At 72.6% G+C, this 15,131-nt stretch carries 14 protein-coding genes; 7 read left to right on the top strand and 7 right to left on the bottom strand.

Features of this window, described 5'->3' with window-relative positions:
• The first annotated feature begins 177 nt into the window (after positions 1-177).
• On the top strand, positions 178-462 hold the full coding sequence (locus tag AC3IYI_RS19350; RefSeq protein WP_489411358.1) for a hypothetical protein: 285 nt from the start codon (positions 178-180) through the stop codon (positions 460-462).
• A gap of 60 nt (positions 463-522) precedes the next feature.
• On the opposite strand, the gene mshD is transcribed toward AC3IYI_RS19350, so the two are convergent.
• Entirely contained in the window at positions 523-1,455 is a 933-nt protein-coding gene (gene mshD / locus AC3IYI_RS19345) for a mycothiol synthase (RefSeq protein ID WP_489411357.1), read from the bottom strand.
• 249 nt (positions 1,456-1,704) lie between these two features.
• Here mshD and AC3IYI_RS19340 point away from each other — a divergent pair, with 249 nt between their 5' ends.
• On the top strand, positions 1,705-3,528 hold the full coding sequence (locus tag AC3IYI_RS19340; RefSeq protein WP_489411356.1) for a bifunctional metallophosphatase/5'-nucleotidase: 1,824 nt from the start codon (positions 1,705-1,707) through the stop codon (positions 3,526-3,528).
• Positions 3,529-3,606: 78 nt separating this feature from the next.
• Here the strand turns inward: AC3IYI_RS19340 and AC3IYI_RS19335 are convergent, their stop codons facing one another.
• Positions 3,607-4,389 (bottom strand): alpha/beta fold hydrolase, encoded by a 783-nt coding sequence (locus tag AC3IYI_RS19335; RefSeq protein WP_489411355.1) that lies wholly within the window; start codon positions 4,387-4,389, stop codon positions 3,607-3,609.
• A 124-nt stretch (positions 4,390-4,513) separates the two neighbouring features.
• On the opposite strand from AC3IYI_RS19335, the gene AC3IYI_RS19330 reads away from it, so the two are divergent.
• Both AC3IYI_RS19330 and AC3IYI_RS19325 read left to right on the top strand, forming a co-directional pair.
• A complete protein-coding gene (locus tag AC3IYI_RS19330; RefSeq protein WP_489411354.1) occupies positions 4,514-5,083 on the top strand; it encodes a TetR/AcrR family transcriptional regulator in 570 nt (189 codons plus the stop codon).
• Between the two features lie 101 nt (positions 5,084-5,184).
• Entirely contained in the window at positions 5,185-6,117 is a 933-nt protein-coding gene (locus tag AC3IYI_RS19325) for a phosphatidylinositol-specific phospholipase C (protein WP_489411353.1), read from the top strand.
• Here the strand turns inward: AC3IYI_RS19325 and AC3IYI_RS19320 are convergent.
• From AC3IYI_RS19320 to AC3IYI_RS19300, 5 genes are all read right to left on the bottom strand, one after another.
• Complete coding sequence (locus AC3IYI_RS19320; protein WP_489411352.1) at positions 6,097-7,563, bottom strand: sensor histidine kinase; 1,467 nt, start codon at positions 7,561-7,563, stop codon at positions 6,097-6,099. The two genes, AC3IYI_RS19325 and AC3IYI_RS19320, sit on opposite strands and share 21 nt — an antisense overlap.
• Complete coding sequence (locus tag AC3IYI_RS19315) at positions 7,560-8,309, bottom strand: response regulator transcription factor (protein ID WP_489411351.1); 750 nt, start codon at positions 8,307-8,309, stop codon at positions 7,560-7,562. The genes AC3IYI_RS19320 and AC3IYI_RS19315 overlap by 4 nt, the downstream gene beginning before the upstream one ends.
• A gap of 65 nt (positions 8,310-8,374) precedes the next feature.
• Positions 8,375-9,610: a S1C family serine protease gene (locus tag AC3IYI_RS19310; protein WP_489411350.1), complete on the bottom strand. Its 1,236-nt coding sequence runs from the start codon at positions 9,608-9,610 to the stop codon at positions 8,375-8,377.
• 394 nt (positions 9,611-10,004) lie between these two features.
• Entirely contained in the window at positions 10,005-11,027 is a 1,023-nt protein-coding gene (locus AC3IYI_RS19305; protein WP_489411349.1) for a LacI family DNA-binding transcriptional regulator, read from the bottom strand.
• Positions 11,028-11,097: 70 nt separating this feature from the next.
• Positions 11,098-11,868, bottom strand: a complete 771-nt coding sequence (locus AC3IYI_RS19300; RefSeq protein ID WP_243339450.1) for a response regulator transcription factor — start codon at positions 11,866-11,868, stop codon at positions 11,098-11,100.
• Positions 11,869-12,387: 519 nt separating this feature from the next.
• Between AC3IYI_RS19300 and AC3IYI_RS19295 the strand changes: the two genes are divergently transcribed.
• The 3 genes from AC3IYI_RS19295 (at position 12,388) to AC3IYI_RS19285 (ending at position 15,062) form a co-directional block, all read left to right on the top strand.
• Positions 12,388-12,642: a MoaD/ThiS family protein gene (locus AC3IYI_RS19295; RefSeq protein WP_112449116.1), complete on the top strand. Its 255-nt coding sequence runs from the start codon at positions 12,388-12,390 to the stop codon at positions 12,640-12,642.
• Positions 12,643-12,652: 10 nt separating this feature from the next.
• Positions 12,653-14,158 (top strand): hypothetical protein, encoded by a 1,506-nt coding sequence (locus AC3IYI_RS19290; protein ID WP_489411348.1) that lies wholly within the window; start codon positions 12,653-12,655, stop codon positions 14,156-14,158.
• A 190-nt stretch (positions 14,159-14,348) separates the two neighbouring features.
• The gene (locus tag AC3IYI_RS19285) at positions 14,349-15,062 is read left to right on the top strand and encodes an LmeA family phospholipid-binding protein (protein ID WP_489411347.1); all 714 of its coding nucleotides are present in this window, start codon (positions 14,349-14,351) and stop codon (positions 15,060-15,062) included.
• Positions 15,063-15,131: the final 69 nt, after the last annotated feature.

The raw sequence follows: 15,131 nt of genomic DNA, 5'->3' as shown, positions 1-15,131 counted from the left end.
GCACCGACGGCGCTGGGCGGCGCCAGCGGGTGCGTGGGGTCCGGGGGTGTTCTAGCGTCGGTAGGAGGGAGGGATGTCCTGCCGAGCCGGTCCGGTACGGGGCCCGGGCCCAAGCCGTACGTCGGCTGCGCGTGCTCGGCGTCGTTCCCGCGTGGTTCCGGAGAGCAGGTACGTCCCATGCGCACGTCGACCCGTATCGCCAGTGTCCTCGCCGGTCTGAGCCTCGCCCTTGGTGGCGCGTCCCTGGCGGCTCCGGCCGTGCAGGCGGCCCCCGCGGACGTTTCCGCCTGCATCAGTCAGGTCGAGCGGGAGCTCAAGGGCGGCGAAGCCCCGGCTTCCGTCCGTGCGTCCTGTTACATCGCGCTGAGCGGCGCCCAGGACGAATGCGTGTCCGGTCTGACCGAGGGCGCCGGTGTGACCAAGGGGACCGCGGAGGCCGCCTGCAAGCTGGGCGCCGAGTAGCCGAGTAGCCGGGGAGCCGGGGAGTCCGGGGCCGGGGAGGAATCCCGGCCCCCGGCCCGGTCAGCTCTCCGTGCGGTACATCAGGTCCACCTCGTGGGTGGAGAAGCCGAGGCCCGCGTAGACGGCGAGGGCCGCCGGGTTGTCGGCGTCCACGTAGAGCATCGCCGTGGGCAGGCCCGCTCCGGCCAGGTGCCGCAAGCCGATCGCGGTGAGGGCCTTGCCGAGGCCGCCGCCCTGCGCGCCGGGGCGTACCCCGAGGACGTAGACCTCGCCCAGCTGCTGCTCGGCGTGCACCTTCGTCCAGTGGAAGCCGACCATTTCGCCGTCGCGCTCCGCGAGGAAGAAGCCGTCGGCGTCGAACCAGGGCTGCGCGATGCGGTCGTTCAGGTCCCGCTGCGTGAGCGAGCCCTGCTCGGGGTGGTGGGCGAAGGCCTCCGCGTTGACGGCCAGCCAGGCGGCGTCGTCGGTGCCGGGCACGAAGGTGCGTACGGTCACCCCCGCGGGGAGGACCGCCTCCGGCAGGGGGGCCGCGTCCGCGCCGAGCGGGCGGCGGAGCTGGCGCAGTTCGCGGAACAGGGTCAGGCCGAGCACCTGAGCGAGGTGGCGGGCCGCTGACTTGCCGCCGTGCGCCCACACCCGGATCCGCTTGCCGGAGGCGGCCAGCAGGGCGGTGCCCAGCGCCCGCCCGTGCCCGCGCCCGCGCATCGCGGGGTGCACGACGAGCTCGGCGGCGGGGGCCTCCACCGGGTCGGTGTCCTCCAGTTGCCCGTACGCGGTGAGCCGTCCCTCGGAGGTGAGGAGGAAGTGCCGGATCCCCTCCCGCGCTCCGCCGCGCAGCTGGAGCCGGCCCTGCTCGGACACGGCGGTGGTGCCGTCGGTGCGGGCCGCGTCCTCGATCAGGGCGAGAACGGCGTCGGCCTGTTCGTCCGTCAGTTCGTCGAGGGTCTGGATCTGCCGTCCCGGCTCCAGGACCACTGCTGCGTCGTCAGTCATGGAACCGAGCCTACGACCACGGTGGGGGAGCGGCGGGGTGCGGCCCGGACGGGCGCCCGGACGGCCGCGCGAACGGGCCGCGAACGGGCCGCGAACGGCCTGCCGACAGCCCGCGGACAGCTCCGCCGACGGGCGTCCGTCTCCTGCGTGTAACCAGCTCGATACCCGGTACCCCTGTCGCGCTACGCGCGTTGACTCTAGGCTTCGGCAGACCTCCCAAGATGTATCGCTGTCCGCAAAGGGGACCAAATGTCAGCGACGCCACAACGGCTCCGCCGAAACCGCCGGTTGGCCCTCACCGCTCTCGCCGTTGCCACGGCGGGCGGTGCGATGATCGTTGCCGCCCTTCCGGCCGGAGCCGCGAGTGGTGACGGATACGGCTCGGACTACGGCCGTACCGTCGACGTACAGATGCTGTCGTTCAACGACCTCCACGGCACGCTGGAGCCCCCGCAGGGTTCCTCGGGCACGGTGACCGAGCGTCAGGCCGACGGCACCACCAAGGCCATACCCGCGGGCGGTGTCGAGTACCTCGCCACCAGCCTGCGCGAGGCCCGCAAGGGCCACCCGTACTCCGTCACGGCCGCGGCCGGCGACATGATCGGCGCCAGCCCGATGGTGTCGGGCCTCTTCCACGACGAGCCGACGATCGAGGCGCTCAACGACCTCGACCTGGACGTGAGCGGCGTCGGGAACCACGAGTTCGACGAGGGCAAGACCGAGCTGCGCCGCATGCAGTACGGCGGCTGCCACGCGGTCGAGGGCTGCTTCGAGTACGGCAAGGAGTTCGGCGGCGCCGACTTCAAGTACCTCGCCGCGAACGTGGTGGACGAGAAGACCAAGCGTCCGATGATGAACCCCACCTTCATCTGGAAGAAGGGGGACGTGAAGATCGGCTTCATCGGCGTCACCCTGGAGGGCACGCCCGACATCGTGACCGCCGACGGGGTCAAGGGCCTCACGTTCGGCGACGAGGTCGAGACGGTCAACAAGTACGCCGAGGAGCTGAACAAGCAGGGCGTGAAGTCGATCGTGGCGCTGATCCACGAGGGCGGCCTGCCCGCGAGCGGCGCGTACAACTACGACTGCGACGTACCGGGCGCCGGCGCCGGCATCTCCGGGGCCATCGTCGACATCGCGAAGAACATCTCGCCGAAGGTCGACGCCCTGGTCACCGGCCACACGCACCAGGCGTACGCGTGCAACATCCCCGACCCGGCGGGCAAGCCGCGCACGGTCACCTCGGCCGCCTCGTACGGCCGGCTGTACACGGACACCACGCTGACGTACGACCGCGCGACCAAGGACATCGTCCGTACGCCGGTCACGTTGCCGAAGGCCGTCCAGAAGGTCGTCACCCGGGACCAGCCCAAGGCCCCGGACCTGACCGCGCTGATCCAGCGCTGGAACGCGCTGGCCGCGCCGATCGCGAACCGTCCGATGGGCTACATCTCGGCCGACATCCCGGGCCGCGGCTCGTCGGAGTACGAGAAGCCGCTCGGCAACGTGATCGCCGACGCGCAGTTGGAGGCCCTGGCCCCGGCGGCCAAGGGCGGCGCCCAGCTCGCCATCATGAACCCGGGCGGCATCCGCGCGGACCTGGCCTACAAGGCCGCCGGCGGCGAGGGCGACGGGGTGGTGACCTACGGGGAGTCGTACACCGTCCAGCCGTTCACCAACATGATGACGGTCGTCGACCTGACCGGCGCCCAGCTGATCACCACGCTCCAGCAGCAGGTCAGCGGCCCGGTCAACGGCGTGAGCCCGAAGATCCTGCAGATCTCCAAGGGCTTCTCCTACACCCTGGACACCACCAAGGCGGGCGCCGAGCGCATCGTCGTGGACTCGGTGAAGCTGAACGGCGAGGCCATCGACCCCGCCCGGACCTACCGGGTCGCGATGAACGAGTTCCTCGCGGGCGGCGGTGACGGCTTCGGCGTCCTGAAGGAGCACAAGAACAAGCTGGTCGGCGCGTCCGACCTGGACATCTTCAACGCCTACCTGGCCGGGCACTCCTCGGCGACCGCGCCGCTGGCCCCGCCGGTGGCGGACCGGATCACGGTCATCAAGTAGCACCTGTTTCTTGTAGCACCTGCCTCTTGAGGGGCGGTGGGCCGTCGGCCCGCCGCCCCTTCGGCGTTCCCGGGGGTCCTACAGGGCGGCGAGGAAGCCGCGTACGGCCTCCGCGAGGCCCTTCGGGTCCTGGAAGGGCACGAAGTGCTCGGTGTCGAGGCCGGCGTACGAGGTCCCGGGGCGCTTGGCCACCATCGCGTCGGCCAGCTTCCGCGGGAGCACCTCGCTGCGCAGTCCGTGGACGAGCAGCGCCGGGCAGCTGCTCGCGAGCCAGACGTCCCAGCGGGAGGCGTCGTCCCCGGCGAGGGTGGCCAGGGTGGCCGCGGGGTCGAACGGCAGCCGCCAGCCGGAGTCGTCCGGAAGCGGGCGCAGGAAGGGAGCGACCCCCTCGCCGAGCGGGCCGAGCGCGGCGAGGAGTTCCTCGCGGGTCGGCGCCGTGTACGGGAGGTCGCGCAGGAAGTCCCAGAAGGACGGGCCGTCCTGGCGCGGGCTCTGCACCGGGGCGTCGACGTTGATCAGGGCGGACACCAGGTCGGGGCGGGTGGCGGCGAGGTGGTAGGCGTTGACCCCGCCGAGGGAGAAGCCGAGGACGGGCACGGGGCCGCCGGGGGCGAGGTGTTCCAGCAGGGCGGCGGCGTCGGCGGTGTAGCCCGCGCGGCTGTACTCGGAGGCGAGGTCGGAGTCGCCGTGCCCGCGCTGGTCGGGGGCGATGACCCGCCACTGCTCGCCGAGGTCGGCGGCGAGGGCGGTGAAGTGGGCGCCCTCGGAGAGGCCGCCGTGGAGGGCCAGCAGCGGGCGGCCGGGCCCGCCGAAGTCCAGGTAGGACAGGGTGCGGTCGTCGATCTTCAGCTCGTGGCGCATGGCGTTGCTCTCCCCGCGTGTGCTGGTCGGTAGGCCTGAGTTCAGCCTGACAGGATTTGGGCAAGCGCGCAATACACGCGTGTAGCGCGTGTGCCCAAATCCTTGGCGCGGCTACGATCCCGGCATGGGAAATCGCGAGGACCTGCTGGCCGGAGCCCGGCGCTGCCTGGAGGAGAAGGGGTACCTCCGCACGACCGTGCGCGACATCGCCTCGGCCGCGCAGGTGAGCATGGCCGCGATCGGCTACCACTTCGGCACCCGCGAGGTGCTGCTCAACCAGGCGCTGTTCGCGGCCATGGACGAGTGGGCCGCGGGGTCGGGCCGGCTCACCGGGCAGGGTGACACCGCGCGGGAGCGCTACGCCGACACCTGGGACCGCAAGATCCGGGACTTCGCCGAGATGCGCTGGCTCTGGACCGCCTCCGTCGAGGCCTTCGTGCACGCGCAGTCCTCGCCGGAGCTGCTCGCGGTCCTGGCCGAGGGGCAGCGCCGCAACCGGCGCATGGTGGCCGCGCAGTTGCGCGGGGTCCCCGTCGAGGAGGTCGCGGAGGAGGACGTACGGAGCCTCGGGTCGGTGCACATCGCCCTGCTGACCGGGGTGATGGTGCAGTGCCTGACCGACCCGGAGCACGCGCCGGACGGCCGGTCCCTCGCCCAAGGGCTGCGTGCGATGGCGGAGTTGCTCGAAAGCTGATGCCTACCCGTGGGTAGTAATGCGTGCCTCCGCGCGCCATAATCCGGGCCACCACTGGGTCGGCAAAAGGGGCGGGCATGGGCGCGGGCACGGTCACGGGCATGGGCACGAATGCGGGCGGCGCGGGTACGGGGCTGCGGCGGCGCGGCTTCCTGGCGGGGGCGGTCGCCCTGGGCGGCGCGACCGTGCTCGGCGCGGGCGCCGGGACGGCCTCGGCCGCGACTCGGGCCACCGGCACAGCAGCAGCGAGCGCACTCTCCACCCAGGACTGGATGAGCGGCCTCGGCGACTCCACCGCCCTCCAGCGGATGACCATCCCCGGCACCCACGACTCGGGCGCCACCAGGGGCGGGCTCTACGTCGCCTGCCAGAACACCTCCATCGCCGACCAGCTCGGCTCCGGGATCCGCTTCCTCGACGTCCGCTGCCGGGTGACCGGCGGATCCTTCGCGATCCACCACGGCGCGTACTACCAGAACCTGATGTTCGGCGACGTCCTCGCCGCCTGCTGGAACTTCCTCGCCGCGCACCCCTCCGAGACCGTGCTGATGCGGCTCAAGCAGGAGTACTCCGAGGAGAGCGACGCGACCTTCCGCGCCGTCTTCGACGACTACCTGAACAACCGGGGCTGGAGCCCGCTCTTCAAGATCGCGGACTCGCTGCCGACGCTCGGCCAGGTCCGCGGCAAGGTGCTCCTGCTCCCCGACAACGGCGGCCTGCCCGGCGGCCTGCGGTACGGCGACGGCAACGTCTTCGACATCCAGGACGACTACATGGCCGAGCCCTTCGCCAAACGGGGCAAGATCGAGAACCACTTCCGCAAGGCCGTCCAGCAGCCCGGCAAGTTCTTCATGAACTACACGAGCACGGCCGCGGCCCTGCCGCCCCGCTGGAACTCCGACCGCCTGAACCCGCAGGTGCACGCCTTCGTCGACGGCGCCGAACTGGCCGGCCGGACCGGGCTCGGGATCGTCCCGATGGACTTCCCGAACACCCGCTCCGGCCTGGTCGCCTCACTGATCCGGCACAACTGACGCCTGCGCGGGCGGCGGAGCCGGTGCGCCCGGGATGCTGAGGACCGCCTCCGTGCCCGGGCCGCCGTCCGCCGGGGCGCGCAGTGCGGCCGTGCCGCCCGCTCGCTGCACCGTACGGGCCACGATGGACAGGCCGAGGCCGCTGCCGGGCAGGGCTCGGGCGGAAGGGGAGCGCCAGAAACGCTCGAAGACGTGCGGGAGGTCGTCGGCCGGGATGCCGGGACCGCGGTCCCGTACGGTCAGCTCGCCCGCGCGCAGCGACACGGTGACCGTGCTGCCCGGCGGGCTGAACTTCACCGCGTTGTCCAGGACGTTGACGACGGCCCGCTCCAGGGCGGCCGCCTCGCCGCGTACGTACCAGGGCGCCAGGTCCGAATCGAACTCCAGCTCCGGACCGCGCAGCCGGGCCCGGGACAGCGCCGTGCCCGCGATCTCGTGCAGGGCCACCACCCCGAGGGGGCCCGGGGCGGCCGCGTCCGGGCGGGACAGCTCCTGCAAGTCACCGATCAGCGAGGCCAGTTCCGTCATCTGTGCCTTGACCGAGGCCAGCAGTTCCCTGCGGTCCTCCGGCGGGATGGCCCGGCCGGTCTCCTCGCTGCGCGCCAGCAGCTCGATGTTGGTGCGCAGCGAGGTGAGCGGGGTGCGCAGCTCGTGCCCGGCGTCCGCGATCAGCTGGGCCTGGCGCTCCTGGGAGGAGGCGAGCGCGGCCGTCATGGAGTTGAAGGAGCGCGAGAGGCGGGCGATCTCGTCGTCGCCCTCGTCGGGGATGCGGACGGTGAGGTCCTCGGTGCGGGCGATGTGCTCGACGGCGTCGGTCAGTTCGTCGACCGGGCGCAGGCCCGTACGGGCCACCCAGAGGCCGGCGACGCCCGCGCCGAGGATGCCGACGCCGGAGACGAAGACGAGCACCCAGGCCAGGGTGGACAGGGGCTTGTCGATGTCGGCGAGCGGTTTGGCGACCGAGATGGCGAAGAGCGGGGAGGCCGGGGAGACCCGCGCGGGCTGGGTGTAGACGCGCATGTCCACGCCTTCGGCGGTCGTCACGTCGTGCAGGGTCGCGCCCCGCAGGCCCGCGGCGATCTGCCTGTCGAGCGCGGTGACCGGCAGGTTCGCCGGACCGCTCACCCAGCAGTGCCCGCCGTCGGCCGTCACGATCTGTACGGACGCGTTGAGGCTGCCCGCGATCTCCTGGCCGGCCTGGGCGTTCTGGTCGTTCTGCGTGGGCGCCTTGTCCGGGCACGGCTGGTTGCCGAAGATGCGCCGCCCCACCTCCGCGGAGGCGTTCGTGGACATCAGGGACCGGTCCAGCTGGTCGCGCAGCTGCGTACGCACCATCACCCAGGACACCGCGGCGACCGCCGCCACGGCCAGCGCCACCGCGACGGTGACCAGCAGGGCGAGGCGGGAGCGGAGCGGGAGGGCCCGGAACCTGGCGGTGGGGCTCACTCCGGGCCGCCGGTATCGCCGGCCCCCGCGGCGCGCAGGACGTAGCCCACCCCGCGCACGGTGTGGACCAGGCGGGGCTCGCCCCCGGCCTCGGTCTTGCGGCGCAGGTACATCACGTACACGTCCAGGGAGTTGGAGCTGGGCTCGAAGTCGAAGCCCCATACGGTCTTGAGGATCTGCTCGCGGGTCAGGACCTGGCGCGGGTGCGCGAGGAACATCTCCAGCAGGGTGAACTCGGTACGGGTCAGCTCCACCGGGCGGCCGCCGCGGGTGACTTCGCGGGTGGCGAGGTCCATGCGCAGGTCCCCGAAGGTCAGCGCGTCGGCGTCCTCGGGCCGGCCGTCCCCGCCGGAGGGGGCGGCGTAGGAGCTGCGGCGCAGCAGGGCGCGTACCCGGGCGAAGAGCTCGTCCAGCTCGAACGGCTTGACCAGGTAGTCGTCGGCGCCCGCGTCGAGGCCGGTGACGCGGTCGCCGACCGTATCGCGGGCGGTCAGCATCAGGACCGGCGTGGTGCTGCCGGCGGCGCGCAGCCTGCGGGCGGCCGTCAGACCGTCCATCCGCGGCATCTGGATGTCCAGGATGATCAGGTCGGGGACGTACGAGTCCGCCTTGTCGAGGGCGTCGAGCCCGTCGACGGCGGTCTGCGTGCCGTACCCCTCGAAGGCCAGGCTGCGGCGCAGGGCCTCGCGTACGGCCGGTTCGTCGTCGACGACGAGGATGCGCTGCTGGTCGCCTTCGGCGCTCATACGGGGTCCCCCCAGGTGGTGGTCGGTCTCCTACCAGGCTCGCACGGGGCGGACTGGTAGTCGGGTTAGAAGGAGGTCCCGAAACCGTTCGCGGTGTCGTTGCCGGTGCCGTTGTCGCTGCTGCCGTCACCGCCGGGGCCGCCCTTGCGCAGGGAGGGGAGGTCGGCCTTGATGGTGTTGACGGGGATGGCGAAGCCGAGGCCGACGCTGCCGGCGGAGCCGCTGCCGCTGGAGGGGGAGTAGATCGCGGAGGGCATGCCCACGATCTCGCCGTTCATGTTGACGAGGGCGCCGCCGGAGTTGCCGGGGTTCAGGGAGGCGTCCGTCTGGATGGCTTTGTACGAGGTGGTGTCCGTGCCCGTGTTCCCGTTGAACTGCTGACCCCCGTACGAGAACGGGAAGCCGTCCTGCGGGGACTGCTGCTTCTCGGACTTCGGGACGTTCACCTCGCGGTTGAGCGCGGAGACGATGCCGCTGGTGACCGTGCCGGTGAGGCGGTCGGGGGAGCCGATGGCGACGACCTCGTCACCGACCTTGATGGTGTCGGAGTTGCCGAGGTTCGCCGGCTTGAGGCCGCTCGCGCCTTCCAGCTTGATGAGGGCGAGGTCCTTGTCCGGGTCCGTGCCGACGATCTTCGCGCTGTACTTCTTGCCGTCGCTCATCGTCACCTGGATCTTGGCGGCGCCGTCGATCACGTGGTTGTTGGTGACGATCTCGCCGTCGGCGCTGATCACGATGCCGGAGCCGGTGCCCTGGCCGGAGGCGGTGCTGGTGTCGATGCGGACGACGGAGGGGCTGACGTTCTCGGCGACGCCGGAGACGGTGCCGTTGCTCGACTGGGAGATGGTGCTGCCGTTGACCAAGGTGCCGGTGCCGTTGGTCTTGTTCAGCATCTGCTGGACGGCGGCGGCCGTTCCGCCGCCGACGACGGCCGCCGCGAGGGCCACGGCGGCGAGGAGGGCGACCGGGCGCTTGGCGCGGGCGTGGCCCTGGCCCTGGCCCGGGCCCTGCGGGGCGGGGGCCGCGGGGGCGGCCTCGCCCCAGGTGGCCCAGCCGCCGGTGCCGCCGTTGCCTCCGGTGCTGCTCTGGGGGACGGTCTCGCCCTGGATGACCGGGGGAGTGTGGGCCTCGTGCCAGCCGGGGGCCGGGGCGGCCGGGGGGTAGGAGGGCGGCGGCGGGTAGGCGGCGGCGTCCTGTGCGAGCCGGTCACGACCGCGCTGCCAGTCCTCGCCCCAGGGGGCGGGCTGCTCGGGGCGGTTTTCCTGGGGGTACTCGCCTTCGCGGCGGAGGTTCTCGGTCATGACTACGACTGTGTCCGCCGATGATGAGAGGTTCCTGAGTCCCCGCTGAGAAGCCCGACAGAACCGTGTATGCCCGAAATAAGGCCGGGTTGGGCCGAGTGGGCCGGGTGCGGGCGGGTTGGCCCTGCGGGGCTGGGTCCCCTACCCGCCCTTCGCCCGTTCCCCGGGCTCCGCCCCGGACCCCTGGGGCTCCGCCCCAGACCCCGCGCCTCAAACGCCGGCGGGGCTGGAATTGCCCCCGCAGAGCGTGCACGTGCGGGCTGACGCCGGCGAAAATCCAGCCCCTCCGGCGTTTGAGGCGCGGGGGTCCGGGGGCTGGCCCCCGGGTACGGCGCCGCGCGCGGGCACGGCGGGCAGCACGCTCCGGGGTGCCGGTTACATCAGCGGCCAGCTGTTAGCGGCAGCCGCAGGAGCGGCGGACGACCAGGGCCGACGGGAACTGCTTCAGGCGTTCGCGGCGGGAGCCCGCCACCCGCAGGGCGTCGTCCAGGACGAGGTCCACCGCGGCGCGGGCCATCGCCGGGCGGTCCGAGGCGATGGTGGTGAGGGGCGGGTCCGTCAGGGCCGCCTCCTTGACGTCGTCGAAGCCGGCCACCGCCAGCTGCTCGGGCACGTCGATGCGCAGCTCCCGCGCGGCGCGCAGGACGCCGATCGCCTGGTCGTCCGTAGCGCAGAAGATCGCCGGCGGGCGGTCCGGCCCGGCCAGCAGTTCCAGGGCGACCTTGTACGCGTCGTAGCGGTTGTACGGGGCCTGGAAGAGCCGGCCCTCCACCGAGCGGCCGGATTCGAGCATGGCCCGCCGCCAGCCCTCGACGTGGTCGGCCACCGGGTCGCCGACCTCGGGGGTGCTCTCGACGCCGCCCAGGCAGGCCACGTACGGGTGCCCGTGTTCGAGGAGGTGCCGGGTGGCGAGCTGCGCGCCGCCGATGTCGTCCGTGACGACGGCGACGTCGTCGATGGCCTCGGGGCGCTCGTGGAGGAGGACCACGCGGGCGTCCCAGGCCTCGATCTCGGAGGCGGCCTGCTCGCTCATGCCCTGGCTGACCAGGATCAGGCCGGAGACCCGCATCCCGAGGAAGGCGCGCAGATAGTGGACCTCGCGCTCGGTGCGGTAGTCGGAGTTGCCGACCAGCACCATCTTTCCGCGCTCGGCGGCGGCCTGCTCGACCGCGTGCGCCATCTCCGCGAAGAACGGCTGGCGGGCATCGGGGACGATCATGCCTATGAGGTCGGTGCGGCGTGAGGCCATCGCCTGGGCGACCCGGTCCGGGCGGTAGCCCAGCTCCTTGATCGCGGCGAGGACACGCTCGCGCGTGGCCGGGGCAACCGGCCTGGGTCCGTTGTTGATGACGTAGCTCACGACGGCGGTAGAAGTACCCGCAAGTCGTGCCACGTCATCCCGCGTCACCTTGGCCACGCGCGGAAGTCTACGCGGGGTGACCTACCTCTGGGCAGGGCGTCCAAAGGAGGTCATTCCCGCGGGCTCCCTAGTCCATTCGGGTGAGTGCCGCCGCGGCCCGCGCGGAGGCCTCGGCCGCCGCCTTCGTGGCCGCCTGTGCGGCCGCTTCCGCCGCCGCCCGCTCCACCTTCTCCGGGGTGACGAAGCGGTACCCGACGTTGCGGACGGTACCGATCAGCGACTCGTGCTCGGGCCCGAGTTTCGCGCGCAGACGCCGTACGTGCACGTCGACGGTGCGGGTGCCGCCGAAGTAGTCGTAGCCCCACACCTCCTGGAGGAGCTGCGCACGGGTGAAGACCCGGCCCGGGTGCTGGGCGAGGTACTTCAGGAGCTCGAACTCCTTGAAGGTCAGGTCCAGGACCCGGCCCTTCAGCTTCGCCGAGTACGTCGCCTCGTCGACCGACAGGTCACCGTTGCGGATCTCCATCGGGGAATCGTCCGAGCCGAGCTGCTGGCGGCCGGTGGCGAGGCGCAGCCGCGCTTCGACCTCGGCCGGTCCCGCGGTGTCGAGGAGGACGTCGTCGATGCCCCAGTCAGCGGTGACGGCCGCGAGGCCGCCCTCGGTGACGACGAGGATCAGCGGGCAGCCGGGCCCCGTGGAGCGGAGCAGCTGGCACAGCGACCGCACCTGGGGCAGGTCGCGGCGGCCGTCGACGAGGATCACGTCGGCGCCCGGTGTGTCCACGAGGGCGGGGCCCTCGGCGGGGGCCACCCGGACGCTGTGGAGCAGCAGGCCGAGGGCCGGCAGCACCTCGGTCGAGGGCTGCAGGGCATTGGTCAGGAGCAGGAGTGAGCTCATGCCCGACCACCCGCCCGGGTCGGACGGTGGTACTGGTGGTGCTGGTGGTGTGCGTGCGCAGGTGCGTGCGCCTGTACCTCTGCCCGCACCTGCACTTGCACGACGGTTCGCTGGTCCATCACGTCGGTTCCTCCTCGGTCCCGTCGAGGACTTTCGCGGCACTGCTTCGTACGACTTGCCGGGTATCCGTCCGTCCCCGCGCCCTGAGGCCCGGATGGACACCACTGTTCTCGGTCCGTTCAACGTGCTGAAAGCACAAAAGGACCCGGGGGCTACGTTGCCCGGATCCTCTCGCCAGCAGAATAGCCCACCCTCCCGGGCCGGGCCGAGGCTTCTGAGCGTTCCACTTCTGTGGTTCCCACCACCTCCGGGACCTGCATATGGGTCGGTTTCACCGTATCGGTGGACCCGGTGCGGGCCGCCTGGGCGCACGCGGGGCGCGCGGAGGCACGCCGGGATCGGGGGCGCGAGGGTTCATGATGGAGGCCGACGGCAGAGCGCCGACGAGAGGAGCGTGCAGTGGCAACCGGAACCATCCGCTACTGGGCGGCGGCGAAGGCCGCGGCCAAGACGGCGGAGGAGCCGTACTCGGCGCGGACACTGGCCGAGGCGCTCGACGCCGTGCGGGAACGCCACCCCGGGGAGCTGACCCGGGTCCTGCTGCGCTGCTCCTTCCTCGTGAACGAAGAGCCCGTGGGCAAGCGCCCGCACGATTCCGTCGAGCTGACCGAGGGGGGCACCGTCGAGGTGCTCCCGCCGTTCGCGGGCGGGTGAGCGGAGCCCCATGAGCACGCCTGAGGAACAGCAGCAGCAGTTTCTAGAGCAGCAGCAGCAGCAGCAGCAACAACAGCAGCAGCAGCAGCCGGATCCGTACGGGACCCAGACCTGGCAGTCCCCTACGTGGGACACCTCGTACCAGCCGGTGCAGGCCCCGCTGGACGGCGTACCGGCGCAGTACCCGGTCGCCCCCGAGGGCTGGTTCCGCGAGGAGCCGCAGGCCCCGGGGCAGGGGCAGGCGCAGCCTCAGGCGCCCGTCCCCGGTCAGGAGTGGGGGCAGCAACAGGCGTACGCGGAGCCCTACCCGGACCCGTACGCGGACCCCTACGCGGACCCCTACGCGGCTCCGGCCTACCCGCAGACCTCGGCCCCGGACCACTGGTTCCGCGACGAGGCGCCGGTGCAGCCGGTACAGCAGGCGGCGCCGGTGCAGCAGGCCCCGCAGGCCGCGCAGGGCGAGCCCCCGCAGCAGTGGGGGGAGACCGCCTACGCGCCGGCGTACCCCGGCCCGTCCGACCCGTTCCAGGCGGAGGCGCAGGCGGCGCAGGCGCATGCCCAGGCCCAGGCTCCCGCCCTCGGCCAGGAGTGGGTCGCGGAGTCGGCCCCGTACCTCCCGCAGCAGGCGGTCCAGGCTCCGGACGGGGCTCCCGCCGCGCACCCGGCGGCGGCCGACGCTGTGGCCGGCGGGGTGGCCGACGCTGCGGCCGAGGAGGAGCCCGCCTGGTCGCCGCCCACCCTCGCCGGCAACACGCTGCGCGCCGTGGACCCGGCCCAGGCCCGCGCCGAAGGCCGCTCTCCGATCATCGATCCCGGTCCGCAGGCGGCCATACTGACGGCCGCCCTCGGGCTGGTCATCGCGGCGGCCGCCGCGCTGAGCGAGTTCGCGCTGCTCGCGCCCCTGATCGCCCTCCAGGGCCTCACCGCGGCGGGCTGGTTCCGGCTCAACGGCATGTGGCCGGCCCGTCAGGGCATCGCCCTGGCCTTCGCCGGGGCGGTCGTCGCCGACGTGGCGGTGCTCGCGGTGGACGAGCCGTACGGCCCCGGCGCGATCATCGGCACCCTCGGTGCCTGGGTGCTGCTGACGCTGGTGCTCCAGCTGCGCAGCCACGCGGAGCCGGACGAGCGGATGTACGGGCTGATGGCCTCGGTGGCCTCGGCCGCGCTGGCCATTGTCTGCGCGGGCTACCTCGCGGCCGGCTCCGCCGCCGTGAGCGTGGGCGCCGCAGCCGTGGCGGTGGCCGTCTTCGCCCGGGCGCTCCCGCTGCCCACCGCGCCCTCGGTCGGCGTCTCGCTGGCCGCCGCGGCCGGTGCGGGCATCGCCGTGGGCGGGCTGACGTCCGTCGGAGCGGGCGGTGCGCTGATCGGCCTGGCGGCCGGGGTGTGCGCGCTGATCGGGCTGCGCGTGGCGGCGTACGACTACCCGTCGAAGTTCGTCCACATGACGGCCGGTGTCGCGCTGCCGCTGGCCGTGGCGGCCCCGGCGGTCTACCTGATCGGCAGGGTGGTGGGCTGAGGCCCGCGCCTCCCCTCCTGAGCGCCCGCCCCGCTTGCCCGGGGCGGGCGTTGTCACACCGGCGCACACCGGCGCGCACCGGCCACCCCCGCCTCACCCCGCCTCACCCCGCCTCACGTCAACTCACAGCGCCCTCACGGCCGGACATGGTCCACTGGCCCGACGTACCAATCGTCTGGGGGGTGGGCACGTGCGCGTCCTGCGTGTCGTTGTGATCATCGGACTGGTCCTCGGTGGCCTGTTCGTCGGGCTGGACCGCTGGGCCGCCGGCTATGCCGAGGACCGGCTGGAGGATGAGATCCAGGCCCGGCAGGGCCTGTCCGGAGTGGAGGCCGACGTCCACGGGTTCCCGTTCCTGACCCAGCTGCTCTCCCGGGACCTCGACCAGGTCGACCTGAAGGTGGCCGGCGTCGACGTGGCGACCTCGGACGGCCGTACGACGCACCTCTCCCGGCTGCGGGTCGCCTTCCGCGGGGTGGAGCTGAACGGCGACTACAACGGCGGCACCGCCCGGTCCGCCAAGGGCTCGGCCCTCGTCACGTACGCCGACCTGACCGCGGCCGCCCAGCCCGGGGTGACGGTCGCCTACGGCGGGGCGCCGGGCAAGCTCAAGGTCACCGCGAGCGTGGAGTTCCTCGGCAGGACCCTCAGTCGCAGCGTGGTGTCGACGGTCTCCCTCGTCGACTCCGGCGACGGGAAGGGCTCGAGAGCCGTCCGGATCCGCGCCGACGAGGTGCCGGGTGAGGGTCTCCCCGGGATCGAGTCCGTGGTCCGCAGGAAGACCGACTTCGACCGCCGGATCGACGAAGGCCTGCCGTCGGGGGTCCGGCTGACGGCGCTGACTTCGGACGAGGCCGGTGTGGTGCTCACCCTGGGCGGTAAGAATCTGGCTCTGGCCGGATAGTGAGACGAGTAGGTCCGATCCGCAGATGGGAGGGCCCCACGGGGCTCCGGGCGACCCGCGCCCGGAGAT

The organism is Streptomyces sp. GL_148 (genome assembly GCF_057834205.1).
The sequence above is the reverse complement of the archived record's forward strand: the minus strand, read 5'-3'. Positions and strand labels throughout refer to the sequence as shown.

Coding starts and splice junctions, on each gene's coding strand:
- AC3IYI_RS19310 (WP_489411350.1), bottom strand. CDS start 9,610: ATGACCGAGAACCTCCGCCGCGAAGGCGAGTACCCCCAGGAAAACCGC.
- AC3IYI_RS19325 (WP_489411353.1), top strand. CDS start 5,185: ATGGGCACGAATGCGGGCGGCGCGGGTACGGGGCTGCGGCGGCGCGGC.
- AC3IYI_RS19315 (WP_489411351.1), bottom strand. CDS start 8,309: ATGAGCGCCGAAGGCGACCAGCAGCGCATCCTCGTCGTCGACGACGAA.
- AC3IYI_RS19290 (WP_489411348.1), top strand. CDS start 12,653: ATGAGCACGCCTGAGGAACAGCAGCAGCAGTTTCTAGAGCAGCAGCAG.
- AC3IYI_RS19340 (WP_489411356.1), top strand. CDS start 1,705: ATGTCAGCGACGCCACAACGGCTCCGCCGAAACCGCCGGTTGGCCCTC.
- AC3IYI_RS19300 (WP_243339450.1), bottom strand. CDS start 11,868: ATGAGCTCACTCCTGCTCCTGACCAATGCCCTGCAGCCCTCGACCGAG.
- mshD (WP_489411357.1), bottom strand. CDS start 1,455: ATGACTGACGACGCAGCAGTGGTCCTGGAGCCGGGACGGCAGATCCAG.
- AC3IYI_RS19330 (WP_489411354.1), top strand. CDS start 4,514: ATGGGAAATCGCGAGGACCTGCTGGCCGGAGCCCGGCGCTGCCTGGAG.
- AC3IYI_RS19335 (WP_489411355.1), bottom strand. CDS start 4,389: ATGCGCCACGAGCTGAAGATCGACGACCGCACCCTGTCCTACCTGGAC.
- AC3IYI_RS19350 (WP_489411358.1), top strand. CDS start 178: ATGCGCACGTCGACCCGTATCGCCAGTGTCCTCGCCGGTCTGAGCCTC.